Consider the following 17,513-nt stretch of genomic DNA (forward strand, 5'->3'; position numbering starts at 1 on the left):
CGGTTCCACCCGGCGTACGCCGCGGAGGATAATCACTCGTGCGGTAACTCGAAATTAACACGGTCGGTCGTCGGGACCGTCACGCCGTGCGATCCGTCGACGATGCGGGTCCGCGTCTACGCGCGTTCGCCTACGATGGGGCCGATGAGCCTCGGTGGTATGGACGGGGGCGATCTACCGCGTTTCGCGAGATCGCGAGACGCCGGCTCGGGCGGTCGATTTCGACCGAGGCTACACATATAGCGTCCGCACTGCGCCGACGCTACACATACAACGGCGAACCGGATACCGGGAGGGACCCTCCGAACGGGTAGAGATGGGACGAATGACATACGACAGCGTTACCGAGATCACGAGCGTTCGCGTCGTCGAAGCGCTCGCTGCCGCGCTCGAGACGAGCCCGTTCGACATGGAACCGCCGCTGTACGACGCGATCGATCCGGAGGCGCTCGACCTCCTCTTCAGGGACGGAACGGACGGCGAGGTGCGCTTCGCGTACGAAGGCCACGCCGTCACCGTTCGGAGCGACGGCACGGTGATCGTCGACGAGACGACGTACGTCCCGCGATGAACGACGAGTACGGACGCACACCGAGCGGACCGGTACGCACGAGCGATCACCCGGGACGACCGATCCGGGCGCACTACCACCGATTCACCCTCGAGGCGTCGGCCCACCACCTGATCGTCGATCCAACGAACCAGGACGCGTGGGTACTCTCCGACAGCGTTCGGGAGGTCGAACCGTGATCGAACCGAGATCCGCGGCGACCGCACTTCCGAGGCCCGCGTTTACAGCCTCGGTTCCGGTCGCGAGAGGGACGCCGCGATGACCGCCACTGATCCCAGTTCTATCGCGTCGATCCCGCCCCCTCCGCGGACGTTCCGTAACCCGATCACCGTCCTCGTCGTCGACGACGACGCCCACGCCGCCGACCGCGTCGCCACCGCTCTCGAGGCGGCGGACCGACTCGAGGCGGTCGCGGAGCCCTCCCTTCGGCGCGCGCTGCGGCGGATCGAGCGCGAGAGCGGTTCCGACGACGGGTCGGAGTCCGACGCGATCGACTGCGTCGTCGTCCCCCGCGGGCTGACGACGGCGACCGGGGGCGATCCGGTCGGCGATTTCCGCTCGAGCGCCGCAGACCTCCCGGTCGTCCGCTACGACCCGTCGGCGATCGGCCCGCTCGCGGCCGATCGACCGGAGATCGGACGGGCCGTGACCCCTCGAGACGCTTCCGTGGACGGATGGACCGAGTTCCACGGGGTCGACGACGGGTCCCTCGAGTCGTTCGGTGCCCTGATCCGGCGGCTGGTCGACCACCGGCGGGCCGTCGACCTCGTGGGCCGCGCGCTCGCGGGGGTCACGACCGCCCGCGACGGCATCGCCATCGTCGGCCCCGACGGGACCGTCGAATTCGCTAACCGGCCGTACGCCGGACGCGTCGGCTTCGACCGGGGGGACGTCGTCGGAACGGACTGGCGGGACCGCCACTCCCCGGACGAGGTCGACCGACTCGAGTCCGTCGCGCTCCCGACCGCCAGGGACGGGTGGCGCTGGACGGGCGCCTGCGCCTATCGTCGCCCCGACGGGACGACGGTGACCGCGAGGACCAGCCTCGTCGCGCTGGACGACGGGGGACTCCTGTTCGTCGTCGACGAACCGCGAGCGGCGGACGACACCGCGACGGAAGGGACGTCGTCGGACGAGTGAGGGGGCCAGAAGAGATTAGTGAGTTCTATCGAAACGCCAGCCATGCACCGACGCACGGTACTCGCGCTCGCGGGATCCGTTCCCCTGGCCGGGTGTAGCGCCCTCGGGTTCGGCGGCGGTCCGTACTTCGACGACGCGATCGAAGAGGGGAAGCAGTACTCGTTCAACGCCGACGCCGGCGACGCCGCGATCACCATCGAGGTCGCGGACGCGGGGGAGATCAGCGAAGACGACGCCGAGGACGACGACGTCGAAGAGGCCGAGAGGGAGGCGGCGAGCATCAGAATCGACGACAGCGGGGGACCGGTCTTCGCCGAGTCGGTCGAGGAAGGAAGCGAAGAAACGTTCGAGGAGCGCTTCGACGAGGGCGGCGAATACACGATCAGCATCAACTACGGCGAGGCGGACGTCACCGTCGAGTCCGTTTGAGCGGACACCCCCGAATTCTTCGGCCACGGAACACCGGCACGAGGCGCCGGCCCGCGAGCGTGACTCGAGCCTCGTCGGCGACCGTCCCACGACCGCACCGTTTTCGCGCACACTCGCCGAACGTGAAGCCGCCTACGTCCCGTGGTCCCACGAGTTCATGTAGTCGCGCTGGGCCCCCGTCAGCGAGTCGAGCTCGACGCCCTCGGCCTCGAGTTTGATCTCCGCGATCTCGCGGTCGAGGTCGTCCGGGACGTCGTGGACGCCCGGACCGTACCGGTCGCCGTTCTCGAGGAGTTCGCGGACGCAGACGGCCTGGACGCCGAAGCTCTGGTCCATCACCTCGACCGGGTGGCCGAGCGAGACCGGCGCGGCGAGGTTGACCAGCCGACCCTCGGCGATGACGTTCAACCGCCGGCCGTCCTCGAGTTCGTACGCGGTGACGCCGTCGCGGGCCTCGTACGCGTCGACGGCGAGGTCGGCCAGCGCCTCGAGATCGATTTCGATGTCGAAGTGACCCGCGTTGGCGAGTAAGACGCCGTCCTGCATCTTCTCGAGGTGCTCGCGGACGATCACGTCGCGGTTGCCCGTGGTCGTGAGGAATACGTCGCCGATCTCGGCCGCCTCGGCCATCGGCATCACGTCGTAGCCCTCCATGTGGGCCTCGAGCGCCCGGCGGGGCTCGACCTCGGTGACGATGACGTTGGCGTTCTGGCCCGACGCCTTGCGGGCGACGCCCTTGCCGCAGTAGCCGAAGCCGGCGACGACGACGTTCTTGCCCGCCCACGAGAGGTTCGTGGTCATCGCGATCGAGGCCAGCGAGGACTCGCCGGTTCCGTGGACGTTGTCGAACAGCCGCTTCATCGGCGTGTCGTTCACCGCGAAGACGGGGTACTCGAGCGCGCCGTCGTCGTCCATCGCCCGCAGGCGGTGGACGCCCGTGGTCGTCTCTTCTGCGCCGCCGACGATGCCGTCGATGAGTTCGGGGTACTCCTCGTGGATCATCGCCACGAGGTCCATCCCGTCGTCGACCGTCACGGTCGGCTCGTGGCCGATGACGGCGTGGATCGCCTCGTAGTACTCCTCGTCGTCGACGCCGCGTTTCGCGTAGCTCGTGATGTTCTCGTGCACGTCGAGCGCCGCGCTCACGTCGTCGTGGGTCGACAGCGGGTTGCAGCCCGTGATGGCCACCTCCGCACCACCTTCGGCGAGCGTCTCGACGAGCATCGCGGTCTTCGCCTCGACGTGCATCGCCATCGCGATCCGCTCGCCCTCGAACGGCCGCTCGGCCGCGAACTCCTCGCGCACCCGCTCGAGGATGGGCATGTGCTGGGCGGCCCAGTCCATCTTCCGTCGTCCTTCGGCCCGCGCCGAGGGGAGGTCGTCCCCGTCCAGCTGGTCGCTGATCGGCGGATAGTCTGTCATAGGTCGACAGAGTGCGACCGGGGCAAAAACGCTACCGAAGCCGCTGCCCCGACGTCGAACGTCGATCGCTCGGGGACCGTCGGTCGGGAGCGTCCGATCGTCGACCGTCGGTCGAACGCTCGAGTTCGGGTATCGCCGCCGCGCGACGAGCGGAGACGGGGAATCGACCCGTCACGGTCGCCCGGGCCGTAACGAGATTCCGAGTGTACCGACGTCGCGACGGAGCGTGCCTCTGACACCGTGCGTGCGAGTCCGGTGGTTCTCCGTCGGCAGGTCGATGGCGGTTCGACGCCGGTGTGAGCAGTCGCGCGTCGACGATGCGTCGCGTCGGTGGATCCAGCGGTCGGTGACCGGCGTCGTTACTTCGGTCCGCCGCCGTTTCCGCCGCCGTTTCCGCCACCGTTTCCAGTTCCGTTGCCGCGCCGTTCGTCTGCGTCGTCACCGTCGTCGCTGTCGTCGCGTTCGTCACCGTCTTCTCCGTCGTCGGACGAGTTACCGGCCTGTTCCGGCGGCCCCTGCCGGCTCTCGTTCTCCTCGTCGCCCGACGGACCGGCGTGGCTCGGCGGACCGGCGTTGTCCGACGCGTTGCCCGGGTTGTTCTCGACGACGAAGTTCGCGACCTTCAGGCCGAGCGGGCCGTCGTCGGACTCGTTCTTCGTCTCCTCGACGAACGCGGAGACGAGTCCGCCGAAGCTCTCCTCCTCGTCGGATTCGTTCTCCTCGGCCGCCTCGAGGGTGGCCGTGGTGGACGCGGAGTCGTTGTCAGCCTCCGCGGTGACGTCGACCTCGACGGTCTCGTTCGGCTCGGACAGGTCGACCGTACCGTTTTCGTCGGTCGAGTAATCGCCCGCGCCCTCGTACGTGTCGTTCTCGTCGGCGGTCTCCACGGAGACGGTGGCGTCGTCGACAGCGCTCCCGTTCTCGGTGACGGAGACGGTCGTGTCGTCGACGTCGACAGCGAGGTCGCCGTCGTCCGCCGCCGCCGTTCCCAGCGGGGCGAACGCCGCGCTGAGTACGAAGACGGCAAGTACCGTCGTGAGTAGTCGTTTCGCGTTCATCCGATCGGGACATTCAGCGATTCGTGGATAAACCCGCCTGGCAGTTCGCGACGGTTCCGTCCGTCGAAAACGCCTCGAGAATCGTTTTGAGCGTTTATCGACGGCCAAGAGCGTTCAATTCGTCGGCCAGTGTTCCGGATACGAACCTCCCGTCACGCTCCCGCGCGCTCGGCCAGCGCCGCCGCCGCGTCCGCGGCGCGCGCTCGAACCGCGTCCTCCTCGAGGGTCAGCACCTCGCGGTCGCGCATCAGCACCCGTCCGTCACAGACGGTGTGGCGGACGTCCGCGGCCGCGACGGCGTAGGCGAGGTGGCTCACGAGATCGTGGGCCGGCGTCAGGTGGGGCGTCTCGAGGTCGATCACGGCGAGGTCGGCGGGGGCACCCGCCTCGAGGCGCCCCGTCTCGAGGCCGATCGCGTCCGCGCTACCCCGGGTGAGCAGCGTCGCGACCGACCCGGCCGACACCGCGCTCGCGTCCTCGGCGGCGAGTTTGCCGAGCATGGCGGCGTCGCGGGCCTCGTCGAGCAGCGACAGGTCGTTGTTCGAGGCCGCGCCGTCGGTCCCCAGCCCGACCGTCACGCCCGCGTCGAGCATGCGCTGGACCGGCGCCATCCCGCTGGCGAGTTTCATGTTCGAGGCCGGACAGTGGATCACGCCCGTCCCCGCCTCGGCGAGCAACTCGATCTCCGTCTCGTCGACGTGGACGCCGTGGGCGACGAAGTCCTCGGCCTCGAGCATCCCCATCTCGGCCGCGTACTCGAGCGGCCGAACCCCGCGCTCCTCGACGATCGGCGCGACCTCGTCTTCGGTCTCGTTGGCGTGGTAGTGGATCGGCACGCCCGCGTCGCGGGCCTTCGGAACGTACTCCTCGAGGTACTCCTCGCCGACGGTCGTGAGCGAGTGGGGCATGAACGCCGTCGAGATGCGGCCGTCGGCCGCGCCGTCGAAGGTTCGGGCGACCTCGAGGCTCTCTTGCACGTCCGCGTGGGCGTCCTCCTCGTCCTTGGCGACGGTGACGATTCCGTGGCCCAGTCTGGCCCGAACCCCCGCCTCCTCGACCACGCCGGCGATCTCCGGGACGTGGAAGTACATGTCCGCGAAGGCAGTTACGCCGCCCTTGATCATCTCGAGGACGCCGATTTCAGCGCCCGCGCGCACGTCCTCGGGCGTCAGCGCCGCCTCGGCGGGCCAGATGTCCTCCTGCAACCACGCCTCGAGGGGCTTGTCGTCGGCGTAGCCCCGCAGCAGCGTCATCGCGACGTGGCAGTGGCCGTTGACGAACCCCGGCGTCACGAGGCCGCCCGCGGCGTCGAGCGTCTCCTCGGCGTCGACGGCGAGGTCGGGGCCGATCTCGAGGATCTCGCCCGACTCCCGGTCGACGAGGACGTCCGCGCGCTCGGTCGTCGCGTCGGGTCTGAGTACGGTGCCGTCGGTGATCGCCAGCGTCGTCATTGCGTTCCGCTTTCGTCTCCGGGTGCCTGAATCTGCCGTCTCGGTCCCCGAGGGATAGACCCCGTATACGTCTCGCATCCGTTCCCGAGAACACGGTGAAAGCTCGCACCGCCCATTCGATGCTCGGATGACGCGAAGTGTCTTCCGTGGGGTCGCGCGGGTGTCTTCCGTGGGGTCGCGCGGTACGCCACCCTGTGGTTCTCTGGCGCGTGCTGGCAGAGCCGCCGAGTACGACGAGGTGGCTCTGCCGACGTCGCGCGAGGGGTGAGGAGCGCAGGCGAGCGGAGTGAGCCGAGCACCGCAAGCGGTTGGGGAGGGTGAGGCTGGGGGTGGGAATGAAAGGGGCCGGGGGCTTTCACAGTGTTCTACATCGCCGGTGAGACTGAAAATCGGTGGAAACGGCGTCACGAACGACAACGACCTCGTGCCGGTATTACTGACGGGGACCGAGCGACTGAGCCTGCCGTCGCAGGCCCTCGACGTTAGGACGTGGCTCGAGTCACCACCGTACGGAGATCCATTCATGACCATCGACACCATCCACGACATGTTCGAGCACCACCTCGAGGACATCTACCACGCCGAGCACCAGCTGCTCGACGCCCTCGAGGAGCTCGAGTCGAACACCGAGCGCGAGGAGATCGCGCAGACGTTCTCGGAGCACCGCGAGGAGACGAAGGACCAGATCGACCGCCTCGAACAGGTGTTCGACGAGTTCGGCGAGCCGCCGGAGAAAGAGGAGTGTGAGGGCGTCAAGGGACTCGTCGAGGAGTACGAGGAGTTCACCGAGATGGATCCCGACCAGGACATCCTCGACTACCACAACATGACCGCCGCGGAGAAGACCGAGCACTACGAGATCGCCGCCTACGGGAACCTGATCCCGCTGGCCGACCGGCTCGGTCTCGACGAGGCGGCCGACTTACTCGAGGAGAACCTCCGGGAGGAACAGGACGCCCTCGAGGAGCTGAAGGAACTGACCGAGCAGTTCGACATGGACGCGATCCCGGCCCAGTGAGACCGTGACGGACGCGTCCGACGATCCGAAAGAACTCGACGAGGGCGACCGGGAGCGAAAGGACGAGGAGACCCAGTACGGCGGCACCCAGAACGACGAACTCGTCGGCGCCGGGGGCGAGGGAGACGGCGACGAGGACGACGAGAGCGACTCGACGGACGCCGATTCGGCGTGATCGACGGGCGATGACGCGGCACCGGTTCCGACTCGGACGGCGATCCCGGACCCGCCCGACGCCGACCCTCGCACCGACGAACGCGGGCGAGGGAAGGGCGTACAGACCACCGGCCACGTGATTCGATGAGCGAGACATCAGAACGAGCGGACGAACAGGAACGAGCGCACGAACGGCCCCACCTCGAGCCCGAGTTCGACCACCGCCGGGACGAGTCGGAGACCGTCGACGAGGCCGCCCTCGCGGAGCTCCTGTCGGCGTACGCGCTGGGTCGGGAAGACCACCTGAACGCGCCGGCGTTCGTGATCCGGGCCGACGAGGTTCAGGAGGTGCTGCGGCTGCTGCGCGACGAAGCGGGATTCGACCACCTCTCCTGTCTCAGCGCACAGGAGTACGAGGACCGGTACGAGTCGATCCTCCACCTGACGAAGTACGACCGGCGCACGCACGAGGTGACGCTGGTCGTCCAGTTGCCCACCGACGATCCCGTCTCTCAGTCGGCGGAACCGGTCTTCCGGACGGCCGACTGGCACGAGCGCGAGGCCTACGACCTCGTGGGGATCGAGTACGAGGGCCACCCCGACCTCCGGCGGATCCTGCTGCCCGAGGGGTGGCAGGGCCACCCGCTGAGCCTCGGCTACGACAGGGATCAGCAGCAGATCGTCCGGTACGGCGAGCACGCTAACCCGCTCGCGCCCGACCGTCACGTCGAGGGCGAGGGGCCGGAGTCGGACACGATGTTCCTGAACGTCGGGCCGCACCACCCGGCGACCCACGGCGTGCTCCACCTCGAGACGGTGCTCGACGGCGAGACGGTGCTCGACGTCGATCCGGACATCGGCTACCTCCACCGCTGCGAGGAGCAGATGTGCCAGTCGGGCACCTACCGCTATCAGATCATCCCGTACTCCGACCGCTGGCACTACACGTCGAACCTCCCGAACGAGTGGTCGGTCGCCCGCGCGATCGAGGACCTGGCGGACATCGAGGTGCCGGAGTACGCGCAGGTCCTGCGGACGATGTCGGTCGAGTTCGGCCGGATGCTCGGCCACTTCCTCGCCGTCGCCACGTTCGCCCTCGACGTCTACGGCGACTTCACCGCGACCTTCCAGTACGGCATGCGCGACCGGGAAGTCGTCCAGGACATCCTGGAGGATCTGACGGGTCAGCGGATGATGTTCTACTTCTTCCGACTCGGCGGAATCGCCTGGGACCTGCCCGAACCGCGCGAGGAGTTCATCGCGAAGTGTCGAGACTTCATCGACGAACTCCCGGCGAAGATGGAGGAGTACCACGACCTGCTCACGACGAACGAGATCTTCCAGATCCGCTGCGTCGACACGGGCATCCTGGAACCGGAGGTCGCGAAGGACTACGGCTGCACCGGCCCCGTCGCCCGCGGGTCGGGCGTCGACTACGACGTCCGGCGCGACGACCCCTACGGCTACTACCCCGAACTCGAGTGGGACGTCGTCACCGAGGACGGCTGCGACAACTACTCGCGCGTGCTCGTGCGCCTGCGGGAGGTCGAGGAGTCCGCCAAGATCATCGAGCAGTGTCTCGACCTGCTCGAAGACTGGCCCGAGGACGAGCGGGACCTCCAGAGCAACGTCCCGCGCACCCTGAAGCCGGACGCGGACCGCGAGACCTACCGCGCGGTCGAGATCAGCACGGGCGAACTCGGCATCTACGTCCGCTCCGACGGCTCGAACTCGCCGGCCAGGTTCAAGATACGCAGCCCGTGTTACCACAACCTCTCCGCGCTGCCCGAGATGGCCCGCGGGGAGTACGTCGCCGACCTCGTCGCCACCCTCGGCAGTCTCGACATCGTGCTGGGGAGCGTCGACCGGTGATGGACGGGGCACGACGGACGGTCACTCCAGATCACGCGATGGTGACGCGTGTACCGCCATACGCGGTCGAAGCGACTTCGATTCTGGAAAGGGGACGCTATCGATGCCGGTCGATCCATCGGCAGAACTCGTCGAAGTCCGCGTCGCTCGCCCGCCGCAATTCCTCCCGAGCCGCCTCGAGGGGGGTGGCCCTCGGCGCCGCGCGCGCTCGATTCACCCTCGTCGCCACCGCCGGGTTCGCGCTCGCCCACGGGCGAGGGGTCGGCGAACGCACGGAAGAATCGTCTGCCGGCGGGTGACGGCCCCTTCGGTCGACCGAAGGGACTTAGTGACACACCCGCACGTTCTCCGCCATGGATCCGTCAGCGTGGGAGACCTACCTGGTGACGCAAGCGTCGCTCTCCCGGGACCGGGAAACGACCGAGATCGTCGAGGCGGCGATCGCCGGCGGGGTCGACGCCGTCCAGCTCCGCGAGAAGGGGACCGACGCCCGCTCGCGGTACGAACTCGGCCTCGAGCTGCGCGAACTGACCGCCGACGCGGGCGTCGACCTGATCGTCAACGACCGAGCAGATATCGCCCGCGCCGTCGACGCCGACGGCGTCCACGTCGGCCAGTCTGACCTGCCGGTGTCGGCGGCTCGAGACCTCCTCGGCCCGGACGCGATCGTCGGCTGCTCGGCCTCGACCCTCGAGGAGGCGGAGCGCGCGGCGGCCGAGGGCGCGGACTACCTCGGCGTCGGCGCGGTGTACGGCACCACCTCGAAGGACGTCGAGGCAGAGAGGGACGGCGTCGGCCTCGAGCGAATCGCCGCCGTCGCCGGGGTGGTCTCGATCCCGATCGTCGGCATCGGCGGGATCACGGCGGAGTACGCGGCCCCGGTCGTCGAGGCGGGCGCCACGGGCGTCGCCGTCGTCAGCGAAATCACCGCCGCCGACGATCCGCGGGCGGCCACCGAGGCGCTCGGCGAGGCCGTCGCAAGGGGGAAGGCCGCCCGGAGCGAAGGAGCGGGCGAGTCACCATGAGCGAGCAGATCGACCCCGTGAGCGCCGACGAACTGGCCGACGCTGTAGGGACCCTCCGCGAGGGCGAACCGCTGGTGCAGCACCTGACGAACGAAGTGACGATGAACGACGTCGCGAACGTCACCCTCTACTGGGGCGCGCTGCCGGTGATGGCCGACAGCCCCGGCGACGCGGGCCAGATGGCGGAGCTGGCGGGCGCGATCCTCCTCAACGTCGGGCAGGTCCCCGAGCCGAAGATCGACGCGATGGCGGAAGCCGGACGAACGGCGAACGAGCGCGGGATCCCGGTCGTCCTCGATCCCGTCGGGGTCGGGGCCACGGCCGCTCGAGAGGAGGCCGCCCAGCGCCTCCTCTCGGAGATCGACTTCGCCGCCGTCAAGGGCAACTACGGCGAGATCAGCGCGCTCGCGGGCGTCGAAGCCGAGGTCAAGGGCGTCGAGTCCGTCGGCGAGTACGAGGAGATCGAGGAGACCGCGCGAGCGGTCGCCGACTCCACCGGCGCGGTCGTCGTCGCCTCGGGCGTCGAGGACGTCGTCGCCGACGCCGAGACCGCCTACACGATCGCCGCCGGTCACGAGCGGATGGGGCAGGTCGTCGGCACCGGTTGCCTGCTCGGAGCCACGCTCGCCGCCTTCTGCGGTGCGTTCGCCGGCACGGACCGGGACCCGCTCGAGGGGGCCCTCTACGGCACCCTCGCGTTCGACCTCGCGGGCGAGCGCGCGGCCGAGCGAGACCACGAGGGGCCCGCGAGCTACCGCGTGAACTTCCTCGATTCGGTCGCCGGATTCACGGCCGACGTCGCCGCGGACCTCGAGGTCGACCTCGCGGAGCGAGTCGAGCGGGTCTCGTAACTCGACGATCGACCGGTGACGGCCGTCCGACGACGGCCGATCCGTCGACCGGCCCCGCCGACCCGTTAGACAACCGTTTTGTGACCGTCCCGCGAACCGTCACGTATGAGCCAGGAAGCGCTCGAGGACGCAGCACAGTCACTCCGTGAAGCGGCCGAGGCGGCCGACGACGAGGAGAACCGGGAACGACTCGAGAACCAGTCCGAGACGCTCGCGGGGTTCGCCGAGGACGACAGCGGCGTCGACCACGGCCGGCTCGCCCGCCACGAGCACATCATCGGCTCGATCGCCGAGGACGAGGGCGGCGACGTGGCCGACCGCGCCGACGACGCCCTCGAGTCGATCCACGCCTACCGGGAGACGCTCGAGGGCGTCTGAACGGCGGCGATTCGACCCGATTTTCGACCGGCGATCGCGACGGCGAGCGGGCGCGGCGTCCGTCAGATCGACATCAACACGACCGCCAGCACCGCGAATCCGATCCCCAACAGCTTTCGCCTCGTCGCGGCCTCGTCGAGGAAGACGATCCCGAACACCGAACTGAGGGCGATGAACAGCCCGTAGATCGGGACGACGACGCTGACGGGGCCCAGGGCCAGCGCCCGGTAGTACGCCAGCAGGCCGACGGCCAGCAGCGCGCCCCACGCGACGAGGTGGGGCGTCTTCGGGTGGGAGAGGTACGGCAGCGGCGACGTCCCGCGGACGGCCAGCAGCGCGCCGATCAGCGCGAGCATGACGAAGTTCGACATGAACACCGCCGCCGTCGAGGGGATCGCCTCCATCGCCAGCTTGATCAGCGGCGCGACGAGGCTGTAGGCGGCGCAGGCGAGCAGCGACAGGGAGAGGTACCGCCGACGGCCGGTCGCTCGCCCGGAGTCGCCGACTCGAGCCATCAGTTCTCACCTCCGGCGCCGTTCCCGTTCGAGGCGCTCGCGCGTTCGCTCGACTCCGCGTTCGCGTTCTGGTTGGCGTCGGCCTCCGTACCGGCGCTGAGGGAGATCGCGACGAGCGCACAGCCGATCCCCGCCACCCGCGTGAGCGAGAGGGTCTCGTCGAGGAAGACGACGCCGATGACGGAGCTCCCCACGATGAACATCCCGTAGATCGGCACGACGACGCTCACCGGGCCGGCCTCGAGGGCGGAGGTGTACGCGAGGATGCCGACCGTGAGAAAGACGCCGGCGACGTAGACGTACCCCGCTTCGGAGCCGACGGCGTAGGCGGGGTCGGCGTTCCCGGTCGCGACCAGCACGACCGACGCGATGGCGAGGAAGACCGCCGTCGAGATGAACAGCCCCGGCGCGGCCGGCACCTCGCGCATGGCGATGCTGGTGACCGGCGCCACGATCGAGTAGGTGACGAGGGCGACCAGCACCCAGACGAGGTACTCCATTGCCGTGTGGTCGCGTCGGACGCGGTATAAGCGTTCGTCGAGCGGAAATTCGCGCGCGTTGTCGACTGTGAAAAAAGTCCCAGCGTTCGTCGCTCAGCAGACCGGCTTCGGGTTCGCGCCCATCCCCTCGAGCGTCTCGACGTACTCGCCGTAGGCGGCGTCGATCGCCCCCGACGCGGCCGCCTCGGCGCGCTCCCAGTCTTCGTCGTCCTCGCAACGGGCCTCGAGCAGGTCGGTCGCCCGCTCGAGTTGGCCCTCGAGGTCGCCCTTCAGGTCGCGAAAGAGCTGTGCGGTCTGCGGGTCGGCGTCGCCGACGAAGTAGCCGATCACCTGCTCCTTCGAGCGCCGGCTCGCGAGAATCCGACCGACGAGGGCGCCGAGGCGCTCGACGGTGTCCTCGAGGCCGCGCAGGTGCTCGTGCAGCGCCGGCACTTCGCCCGGTTCGTGGTCGTCGAGGCGGTCGGCGACGGTCTCGTAGTGCTCTCGCTCCTCCTCGGCCGTCCGCTCGAAGGCGTCGCGGACCTCCTCGTCGGCCTCGTCGTCGGCCCACGCGGCGAACGTCTTCCACGCGGCGTGTTCGGCGTCCGCCGTGGCCGAGAGGACGGGTTCGGTGTCGATGTCGCCCTCGGTGGCGGCGTACAGCGACTTCGAGGAGCCGAGCCGCGAGAGCGGCGTCCGGTTCGCCTCCTCCACGGACTCGAGGAACGTCTCGGAATCGGTCATGGCCGGTCGTTCGTCGGACGGGGAGTTAGGTGTGTTGATCGGCCCTCGAGGGGACCGCTCGCTCCAGCGGGCGGCGTTTCCGATCGGTCTCGGCCGGTGGATCGAGAGCGATCACGCCCGAAGAATGTCAGACTTAACTGACGGTAGTCGGTTCATTACGATCACCGATTGCGGACAGTCTTCGGACGCAATGAAACGACGCGCCTATCTCGCGGTCGCCGCGCTGAGCCTCAGCGGGTGCGCGGGGCTGACCGGCTCGGAAGACGACGAAACCGGAGACGAAAACGGAACCGGCAACGGCAACGGTGACGACGACGGTAACGGTGACGACGACGGTAACGGCAGCGAAAACGGAACCGACCGGGGCGACGGGGAAACGGGCACGATCGACGACTTCGAGGACCTCGACCGGTGGGAGGCCATGGAAGGCGAGCTCTCGGCCGACGAGGAGCGATCCGTCGTCGGCTCCCAGTCCGCGCTGCTCGAGACGGGATCGGGGTCGCGCGTGATGATCAAGCGGAAGTTCGACTCCCCGCGGGACATGTCCGATGCACTTCCGGCGCTCGCGGCCGCCGCGGACCGCGACGTCAACGCGCTGATCCAGCTGACCGACACCAGCGGCGACCGCCTCCTCCTCCGGAGCGCGCTCGAAGCCGACGGCCCCCTCGTGGCCCGAAACTTCGGCGTCGACGGCCTCGAGGGCGTCCCCGACATGAGCGATATCGGGTACGTGAAGATCTCCGCCTGGGCCGGCGACGACCGGTCGGTGAAGCTGTGGGTCGACGACCTCCGGTTCGTCTCCCGACCCGAGACGGCCACGGTCCTCCTCCAGTTCGACGACGGGTTCGAGACGACCGCCACCGAGGCCCTCCCGATCCTCGAGGAGCACGACTACCCCGCGACCGCGTTCGTCAACACCGAGTACGTCGGCGGCGAGGACGCCATGAGCGTCGATCAGCTCGAGGAGCTCGCGGACGCCGGGTGGACGATCGGCAGCCAGGGAACCCGGGGTGCGAACCTCACCGACCTCGACGAGTCGGAGCAGGAAGCCGAGATCAGCGACGCCCTCGACTGGCTCGACGAGAACGGCTTCGGCGACGACGTCCCCTTCGCCTACCCGCTCAACGGTTACGACGAGAGCGCCCTCGAGCTGGCCGCGGAGTACCACGACCGCGCGTTCACCGGCGGCTTCACGGCCCACGGGAACCCGTACAACCCGCACCTGATCCCCCGCGCGGTGAACCCCGATCCGGGCGAAGCCGAGCGGATCCTCGACCGCGCGGTCGCCTACCGCGGCATCGCGACGATCACCTACCGCGAACTCGACGCCGATCGCCGATCGGACTTCGAGGACACGGTCGAGTACATCGCCGAACTCGAGGAGGAAGGCGACGTCCGTGTCGCCCTGCCCGACGACCTCGAGGTCGTCGATACGGACTGATCGACCGCCTCGGCGCCAACGCGCTCACCGCCTCGACCCCGGTACGTCCACCGCCTCGGTCCTGGCACGCTCACCGACGCGAGGCGAGGGACTCGAGCCGCGACGAGAGGTCCGGGCGAGCGACGGTCTCCGCGCGATCGGCTTCGGTTTCCGCCCCTGTTCCGAGCTCCTTGAAGCCGGTTCCCGTCGGGACGAGCACGGCCGTCTCGTCCTCGTCGATCTCCCCCCGTTCGGTCAGCCGTTCGACCCCCGCGAGCGTCGTCGCCGACGCCGGTTCGACGCAGAACCCGCCCAGTTCGGCGAACCGCCGCTGCGCGCGTTCGATCTCCTCGTCGGTCACCGAAATCGCGGCGCCGCCGGTCCGCCGAACCGCCGTCAGGGCTCGCGTCCCGCTCGGCGGGTTCGGATTGCCGATCGAGCGGGCGATCGTCTCACCGACCTCGTCGGCCGGAAGCGGCGAAACATCGTCCCGGCCCGCCGCGAACGCGCGGGTGATCGGATCCGATGCCGCCGTCTGGACGACGTACAGCCGGGGCGGCTCCGCGAACGCACCGGCGCGCTCGAGGTCGCGGAGCCCGCGCCAGATTCCGCTCGCGAGTCCGCCGGAGCTCGCCGGCACCACGATCGCGTCCGGCGTCTCGGGGGCGAGCGCCTCGTGGATCTCGAAGAGCGCGGTCTCGTAGCCGGCGACCCGGGCCGGATCGTCGCTGAGCAGGAACGAGATCGGCAGCGACCGGGTCAGCTCCAGGGCCTCGCGGTACAGGCCCCCGTAGTCGCCCTCGACCCGCAGGATCGTCGGATCGTACTGGGCGATCAGTTCCAGTCGGCCGGGCGAGACGGTCTCGGGGACGAGCACGACGCACTCGAGGTCGAGGCTCGCGGCGTGGGCGGCGGTGCTCATCGCCATGTTCCCGTAGGAGACCGTCCCCACGACGTCGGCGCCCCGCTCGAGCGCCAGCGCGACCGCGACCGCGCTCCCCCGGTCCTTGTACGACCCGGTCGGGTTCTCACCCTCGTCCGCGACGTACACCCGGCACCCGGCGACCCGATCGAGTCGCGGGCTCCGGATCAGCGGCGTGTTTCCGGCGGCCGCGGCGATCCCGCCGGGGTCGGCGGCCGGAAGGGCGTCGGCGTATCGCCACGGTCCCCGACCGTCGCGACCGGTCGGACGTTCGCCGCGACCGGCCAGGTCCTCGAGAGCGCTCGAGTCGACGTCGAACCAGAGCGGTTCGCCGCAGTCGCAGCGAACCCGGCGGTCGTCGCGGTACTCGCTCTCGCACCGATAACAGACGAGCGTTCGGTCCATGAACCGACTGGTTCTCGAGCGCCGAAATAGGTTCGCGTCTCGGGAGGACTGTCCGCCCGAACCGACGGCGAGTCGCCGCACCGGGCGGCTGATCGGCGCGTCGAGGCCGGGTCGCCGCGTCGGAGCGACGGCTCGAGGGTGATCGACGGTGGCGGTGCGCGCGGACCCGAACCGGGTCCGGATGCCCGAAAACGGAAACTCGGTGGTGACGGTGGTGAGCCGCGGATCCGGGGCTGGTTCCGGGGTGCGGCGCTCCGTTCTTACTCGCCCTCGCCCTGTTCCGCGGTTCGCCCGTCGGCTCACCGCTTCACTTCGGGGGCTCCTTCACTCCGTTCGCTCACGGCTTACGCCGTTCGCGCAAACCGAGATTCGACCAACGGGAGAATCTCGGCTTACGCCGTTCGCGCAAACCGAGATTCGACCAACGGGAGAATCTCGCGTCAGTCGCCCTCGCCCTGCTTCACGGCTCTCTTCGTTCGCCGTTCCGCCTCGAGGGCTCCTTCACTTCGTTCAGTCGCCCTCGCCCTTCTCGATGGGCGCGTTCACGAGGTTGCCCCACTCGGTCCAGGAACCGTCGTAGTTGACGGTGTCGTCGTAGCCGAGCAGTTCGTGCAGGGCGAACCAGGCGACCGAGGAGCGCTCGCCGATGCGGCAGTAGGCGACGGTCGTCTCGTCGCCGTCGATGCCCTCCTCGGCGTAGAGCTCCTCGAGTTCCTCGCGGGCCTTGAACGTGCCGTCGTCGTTCGTGACGGCCGCCCACGAGATGTTCTTCGCGCCCGGGATGTGGCCGCCGCGCTGGGCGGTCTCCTGCAGTCCCGGCGGGGCGAGGATCTCGCCGCGGTACTCCTCGGGCGAGCGGACGTCGACCAGCGGGACGCCGCGGTCGATCGCCTTCTCGACGTCCTCGCGGTAGGCGCGGATGCTCTCGCGCGGGCCGGACGCCTCGTACTCGACCTCGGAGAACTCCGGCACCTCGTCGGTGGTCGGGTAGTCGTTCTCGAGCCAGTACTCGCGACCGCCGTCGAGGAGGTAGACCTCGTCGTGGCCGTAGTACTTGAACTGCCAGTAGGTGTAGGCGGCGAACCAGTTCGAGTTGTCCCCGTAGAGGACGACCGTCGAGTCCTCGCTGATGCCGTGGCCGCCGAGCAGGTCCTCGAAGTCCTCCTTCGAGAGGATGTCGCGGGTGGTCTGGTCCTGTAGCTGGGTCTCCCAGTTGAACCCGATCGCGCCGGGGGCGTGCTCCTCGTCGTACGCTTCCGTGTCGACGTCGACCTCGACCAGCCGGAGGTCGGAGTCGTCGTCCTGGAAGTCGTCGAGTCGCTGTTCTACCCAGTCGGCGCTGACGAGTACGTCGTTGGCGTAGTCGGAGTCTGCCATACGCACCCCTTGGAGGAGGAGGGTCATAGTACGAACCCAAGCGGACAATTCGGTCGGCGGTTTGTCCTCCCGGAAAAATTTACCGCGGAAGGCGGCGCCTACTCGGTCGAGATCCCCCGAAACGTCTCAGTTGCCGTGTATATATCCTCGTCCGCACATACGACGGGAGTTTTTGACCGGCGGGGTGTCGGCGACGCAGAAATATTTGCCACTATCCCGGAACCCGTCCGAGACGTGCCGGGATCGATGCGTACTCGGGGGTCCGTCGAGACGATTCGGG

General features: G+C 68.9%; 18 protein-coding genes and 1 pseudogene. 11 read left to right on the forward strand and 8 right to left on the reverse strand.

Annotated elements, in window-relative coordinates:
• The first annotated feature begins 325 nt into the window (after positions 1 to 325).
• From RJT68_RS18530 to RJT68_RS18545, 4 genes are all read left to right on the forward strand, one after another.
• Complete coding sequence (locus RJT68_RS18530; RefSeq protein ID WP_407038003.1) at positions 326 to 571, forward strand: HalOD1 output domain-containing protein; 246 nt, start codon at positions 326 to 328, stop codon at positions 569 to 571.
• The gene (locus RJT68_RS18535) at positions 568 to 750 is read left to right on the forward strand and encodes a hypothetical protein (RefSeq protein ID WP_407038004.1); all 183 of its coding nucleotides are present in this window, start codon (positions 568 to 570) and stop codon (positions 748 to 750) included. The genes RJT68_RS18530 and RJT68_RS18535 overlap by 4 nt, the downstream gene beginning before the upstream one ends.
• Before the next feature lie 79 nt (positions 751 to 829).
• Entirely contained in the window at positions 830 to 1,711 is an 882-nt protein-coding gene (locus tag RJT68_RS18540) for a PAS domain-containing protein (RefSeq protein ID WP_407038005.1), read from the forward strand.
• A 42-nt stretch (positions 1,712 to 1,753) separates the two neighbouring features.
• Positions 1,754 to 2,140 carry a hypothetical protein gene (locus RJT68_RS18545; protein ID WP_407038006.1) on the forward strand — a complete coding sequence of 129 codons (387 nt, stop codon included), beginning with the start codon at positions 1,754 to 1,756 and terminating at the stop codon, positions 2,138 to 2,140.
• 132 nt (positions 2,141 to 2,272) lie between these two features.
• Here RJT68_RS18545 and RJT68_RS18550 read toward each other — a convergent pair whose 3' ends face one another.
• The 3 genes from RJT68_RS18550 to RJT68_RS18560 form a co-directional block, all read right to left on the reverse strand.
• Positions 2,273 to 3,562 carry an adenosylhomocysteinase gene (locus tag RJT68_RS18550; protein WP_407038007.1) on the reverse strand — a complete coding sequence of 430 codons (1,290 nt, stop codon included), beginning with the start codon at positions 3,560 to 3,562 and terminating at the stop codon, positions 2,273 to 2,275.
• A 359-nt stretch (positions 3,563 to 3,921) separates the two neighbouring features.
• Complete coding sequence (locus RJT68_RS18555; RefSeq protein ID WP_407038008.1) at positions 3,922 to 4,620, reverse strand: hypothetical protein; 699 nt, start codon at positions 4,618 to 4,620, stop codon at positions 3,922 to 3,924.
• Between the two features lie 152 nt (positions 4,621 to 4,772).
• Complete coding sequence (locus tag RJT68_RS18560; RefSeq protein WP_407038009.1) at positions 4,773 to 6,071, reverse strand: amidohydrolase; 1,299 nt, start codon at positions 6,069 to 6,071, stop codon at positions 4,773 to 4,775.
• A 523-nt stretch (positions 6,072 to 6,594) separates the two neighbouring features.
• Between RJT68_RS18560 and RJT68_RS18565 the strand changes: the two genes are divergently transcribed.
• From RJT68_RS18565 to RJT68_RS18590, 6 genes are all read left to right on the forward strand, one after another.
• Entirely contained in the window at positions 6,595 to 7,089 is a 495-nt protein-coding gene (locus tag RJT68_RS18565; protein ID WP_407038010.1) for a ferritin-like domain-containing protein, read from the forward strand.
• A 4-nt stretch (positions 7,090 to 7,093) separates the two neighbouring features.
• On the forward strand, positions 7,094 to 7,264 hold the full coding sequence (locus RJT68_RS18570; RefSeq protein WP_407038011.1) for a hypothetical protein: 171 nt from the start codon (positions 7,094 to 7,096) through the stop codon (positions 7,262 to 7,264).
• A 125-nt stretch (positions 7,265 to 7,389) separates the two neighbouring features.
• Positions 7,390 to 9,117 (forward strand): NADH-quinone oxidoreductase subunit D, encoded by a 1,728-nt coding sequence (locus RJT68_RS18575; protein ID WP_407038012.1) that lies wholly within the window; start codon positions 7,390 to 7,392, stop codon positions 9,115 to 9,117.
• Between the two features lie 353 nt (positions 9,118 to 9,470).
• A complete protein-coding gene (gene thiE / locus RJT68_RS18580; RefSeq protein ID WP_407038013.1) occupies positions 9,471 to 10,142 on the forward strand; it encodes a thiamine phosphate synthase in 672 nt (223 codons plus the stop codon).
• On the forward strand, positions 10,139 to 10,993 hold the full coding sequence (gene thiM, locus RJT68_RS18585; RefSeq protein ID WP_407038014.1) for a hydroxyethylthiazole kinase: 855 nt from the start codon (positions 10,139 to 10,141) through the stop codon (positions 10,991 to 10,993). Before thiE ends, thiM begins: the two co-directional genes overlap by 4 nt.
• Positions 10,994 to 11,098: 105 nt before the next feature.
• Positions 11,099 to 11,371 carry a DUF7553 family protein gene (locus tag RJT68_RS18590; RefSeq protein WP_407038015.1) on the forward strand — a complete coding sequence of 91 codons (273 nt, stop codon included), beginning with the start codon at positions 11,099 to 11,101 and terminating at the stop codon, positions 11,369 to 11,371.
• Positions 11,372 to 11,433: 62 nt separating this feature from the next.
• Here RJT68_RS18590 and RJT68_RS18595 read toward each other — a convergent pair whose 3' ends face one another.
• The 3 genes and pseudogenes from RJT68_RS18595 to RJT68_RS18605 form a co-directional block, all read right to left on the reverse strand.
• Positions 11,434 to 11,886: an EamA family transporter gene (locus tag RJT68_RS18595; RefSeq protein ID WP_407038016.1), complete on the reverse strand. Its 453-nt coding sequence runs from the start codon at positions 11,884 to 11,886 to the stop codon at positions 11,434 to 11,436.
• Positions 11,887 to 11,969: 83 nt separating this feature from the next.
• A pseudogene (locus RJT68_RS18600) lies at positions 11,970 to 12,386 on the reverse strand (EamA family transporter); the annotation flags it as partial.
• Between the two features lie 93 nt (positions 12,387 to 12,479).
• A complete protein-coding gene (locus RJT68_RS18605) occupies positions 12,480 to 13,109 on the reverse strand; it encodes a rubrerythrin family protein (RefSeq protein WP_407038017.1) in 630 nt (209 codons plus the stop codon).
• Positions 13,110 to 13,299: 190 nt separating this feature from the next.
• Between RJT68_RS18605 and RJT68_RS18610 the strand changes: the two genes are divergently transcribed.
• On the forward strand, positions 13,300 to 14,550 hold the full coding sequence (locus RJT68_RS18610) for a polysaccharide deacetylase family protein (protein WP_407038018.1): 1,251 nt from the start codon (positions 13,300 to 13,302) through the stop codon (positions 14,548 to 14,550).
• Between the two features lie 70 nt (positions 14,551 to 14,620).
• Here RJT68_RS18610 and thrC read toward each other — a convergent pair whose 3' ends face one another.
• Both thrC and RJT68_RS18620 read right to left on the reverse strand, forming a co-directional pair.
• Positions 14,621 to 15,856 (reverse strand): threonine synthase, encoded by a 1,236-nt coding sequence (thrC, locus tag RJT68_RS18615; protein WP_407038019.1) that lies wholly within the window; start codon positions 15,854 to 15,856, stop codon positions 14,621 to 14,623.
• Positions 15,857 to 16,366: 510 nt separating this feature from the next.
• Positions 16,367 to 17,233, reverse strand: coding sequence for a sulfurtransferase (locus tag RJT68_RS18620; RefSeq protein ID WP_407038020.1), 867 nt, complete (start codon positions 17,231 to 17,233; stop codon positions 16,367 to 16,369).
• Positions 17,234 to 17,513 lie beyond the last annotated feature (280 nt).

Source organism: Halovalidus salilacus, from assembly GCF_031852275.1.
Taxonomy (GTDB): domain Archaea; phylum Halobacteriota; class Halobacteria; order Halobacteriales; family Natrialbaceae; genus Halovalidus; species Halovalidus salilacus.

Bases quoted from the DNA above. Each gene is read 5' to 3' on its own strand.
- RJT68_RS18530 (WP_407038003.1), top strand. From the start codon at position 326: ATGACATACGACAGCGTTACCGAGATCACGAGCGTTCGCGTCGTCGAA.
- RJT68_RS18535 (WP_407038004.1), top strand. From the start codon at position 568: ATGAACGACGAGTACGGACGCACACCGAGCGGACCGGTACGCACGAGC.
- RJT68_RS18540 (WP_407038005.1), top strand. From the start codon at position 830: ATGACCGCCACTGATCCCAGTTCTATCGCGTCGATCCCGCCCCCTCCG.
- RJT68_RS18545 (WP_407038006.1), top strand. From the start codon at position 1,754: ATGCACCGACGCACGGTACTCGCGCTCGCGGGATCCGTTCCCCTGGCC.
- RJT68_RS18550 (WP_407038007.1), bottom strand. From the start codon at position 3,562: ATGACAGACTATCCGCCGATCAGCGACCAGCTGGACGGGGACGACCTC.
- RJT68_RS18555 (WP_407038008.1), bottom strand. From the start codon at position 4,620: ATGAACGCGAAACGACTACTCACGACGGTACTTGCCGTCTTCGTACTC.
- RJT68_RS18560 (WP_407038009.1), bottom strand. From the start codon at position 6,071: ATGACGACGCTGGCGATCACCGACGGCACCGTACTCAGACCCGACGCG.
- RJT68_RS18565 (WP_407038010.1), top strand. From the start codon at position 6,595: ATGACCATCGACACCATCCACGACATGTTCGAGCACCACCTCGAGGAC.
- RJT68_RS18575 (WP_407038012.1), top strand. From the start codon at position 7,390: ATGAGCGAGACATCAGAACGAGCGGACGAACAGGAACGAGCGCACGAA.
- thiE (WP_407038013.1), top strand. From the start codon at position 9,471: ATGGATCCGTCAGCGTGGGAGACCTACCTGGTGACGCAAGCGTCGCTC.
- thiM (WP_407038014.1), top strand. From the start codon at position 10,139: ATGAGCGAGCAGATCGACCCCGTGAGCGCCGACGAACTGGCCGACGCT.
- RJT68_RS18590 (WP_407038015.1), top strand. From the start codon at position 11,099: ATGAGCCAGGAAGCGCTCGAGGACGCAGCACAGTCACTCCGTGAAGCG.
- RJT68_RS18595 (WP_407038016.1), bottom strand. From the start codon at position 11,886: ATGGCTCGAGTCGGCGACTCCGGGCGAGCGACCGGCCGTCGGCGGTAC.
- RJT68_RS18605 (WP_407038017.1), bottom strand. From the start codon at position 13,109: ATGACCGATTCCGAGACGTTCCTCGAGTCCGTGGAGGAGGCGAACCGG.
- RJT68_RS18610 (WP_407038018.1), top strand. From the start codon at position 13,300: ATGAAACGACGCGCCTATCTCGCGGTCGCCGCGCTGAGCCTCAGCGGG.
- thrC (WP_407038019.1), bottom strand. From the start codon at position 15,856: ATGGACCGAACGCTCGTCTGTTATCGGTGCGAGAGCGAGTACCGCGAC.
- RJT68_RS18620 (WP_407038020.1), bottom strand. From the start codon at position 17,233: ATGGCAGACTCCGACTACGCCAACGACGTACTCGTCAGCGCCGACTGG.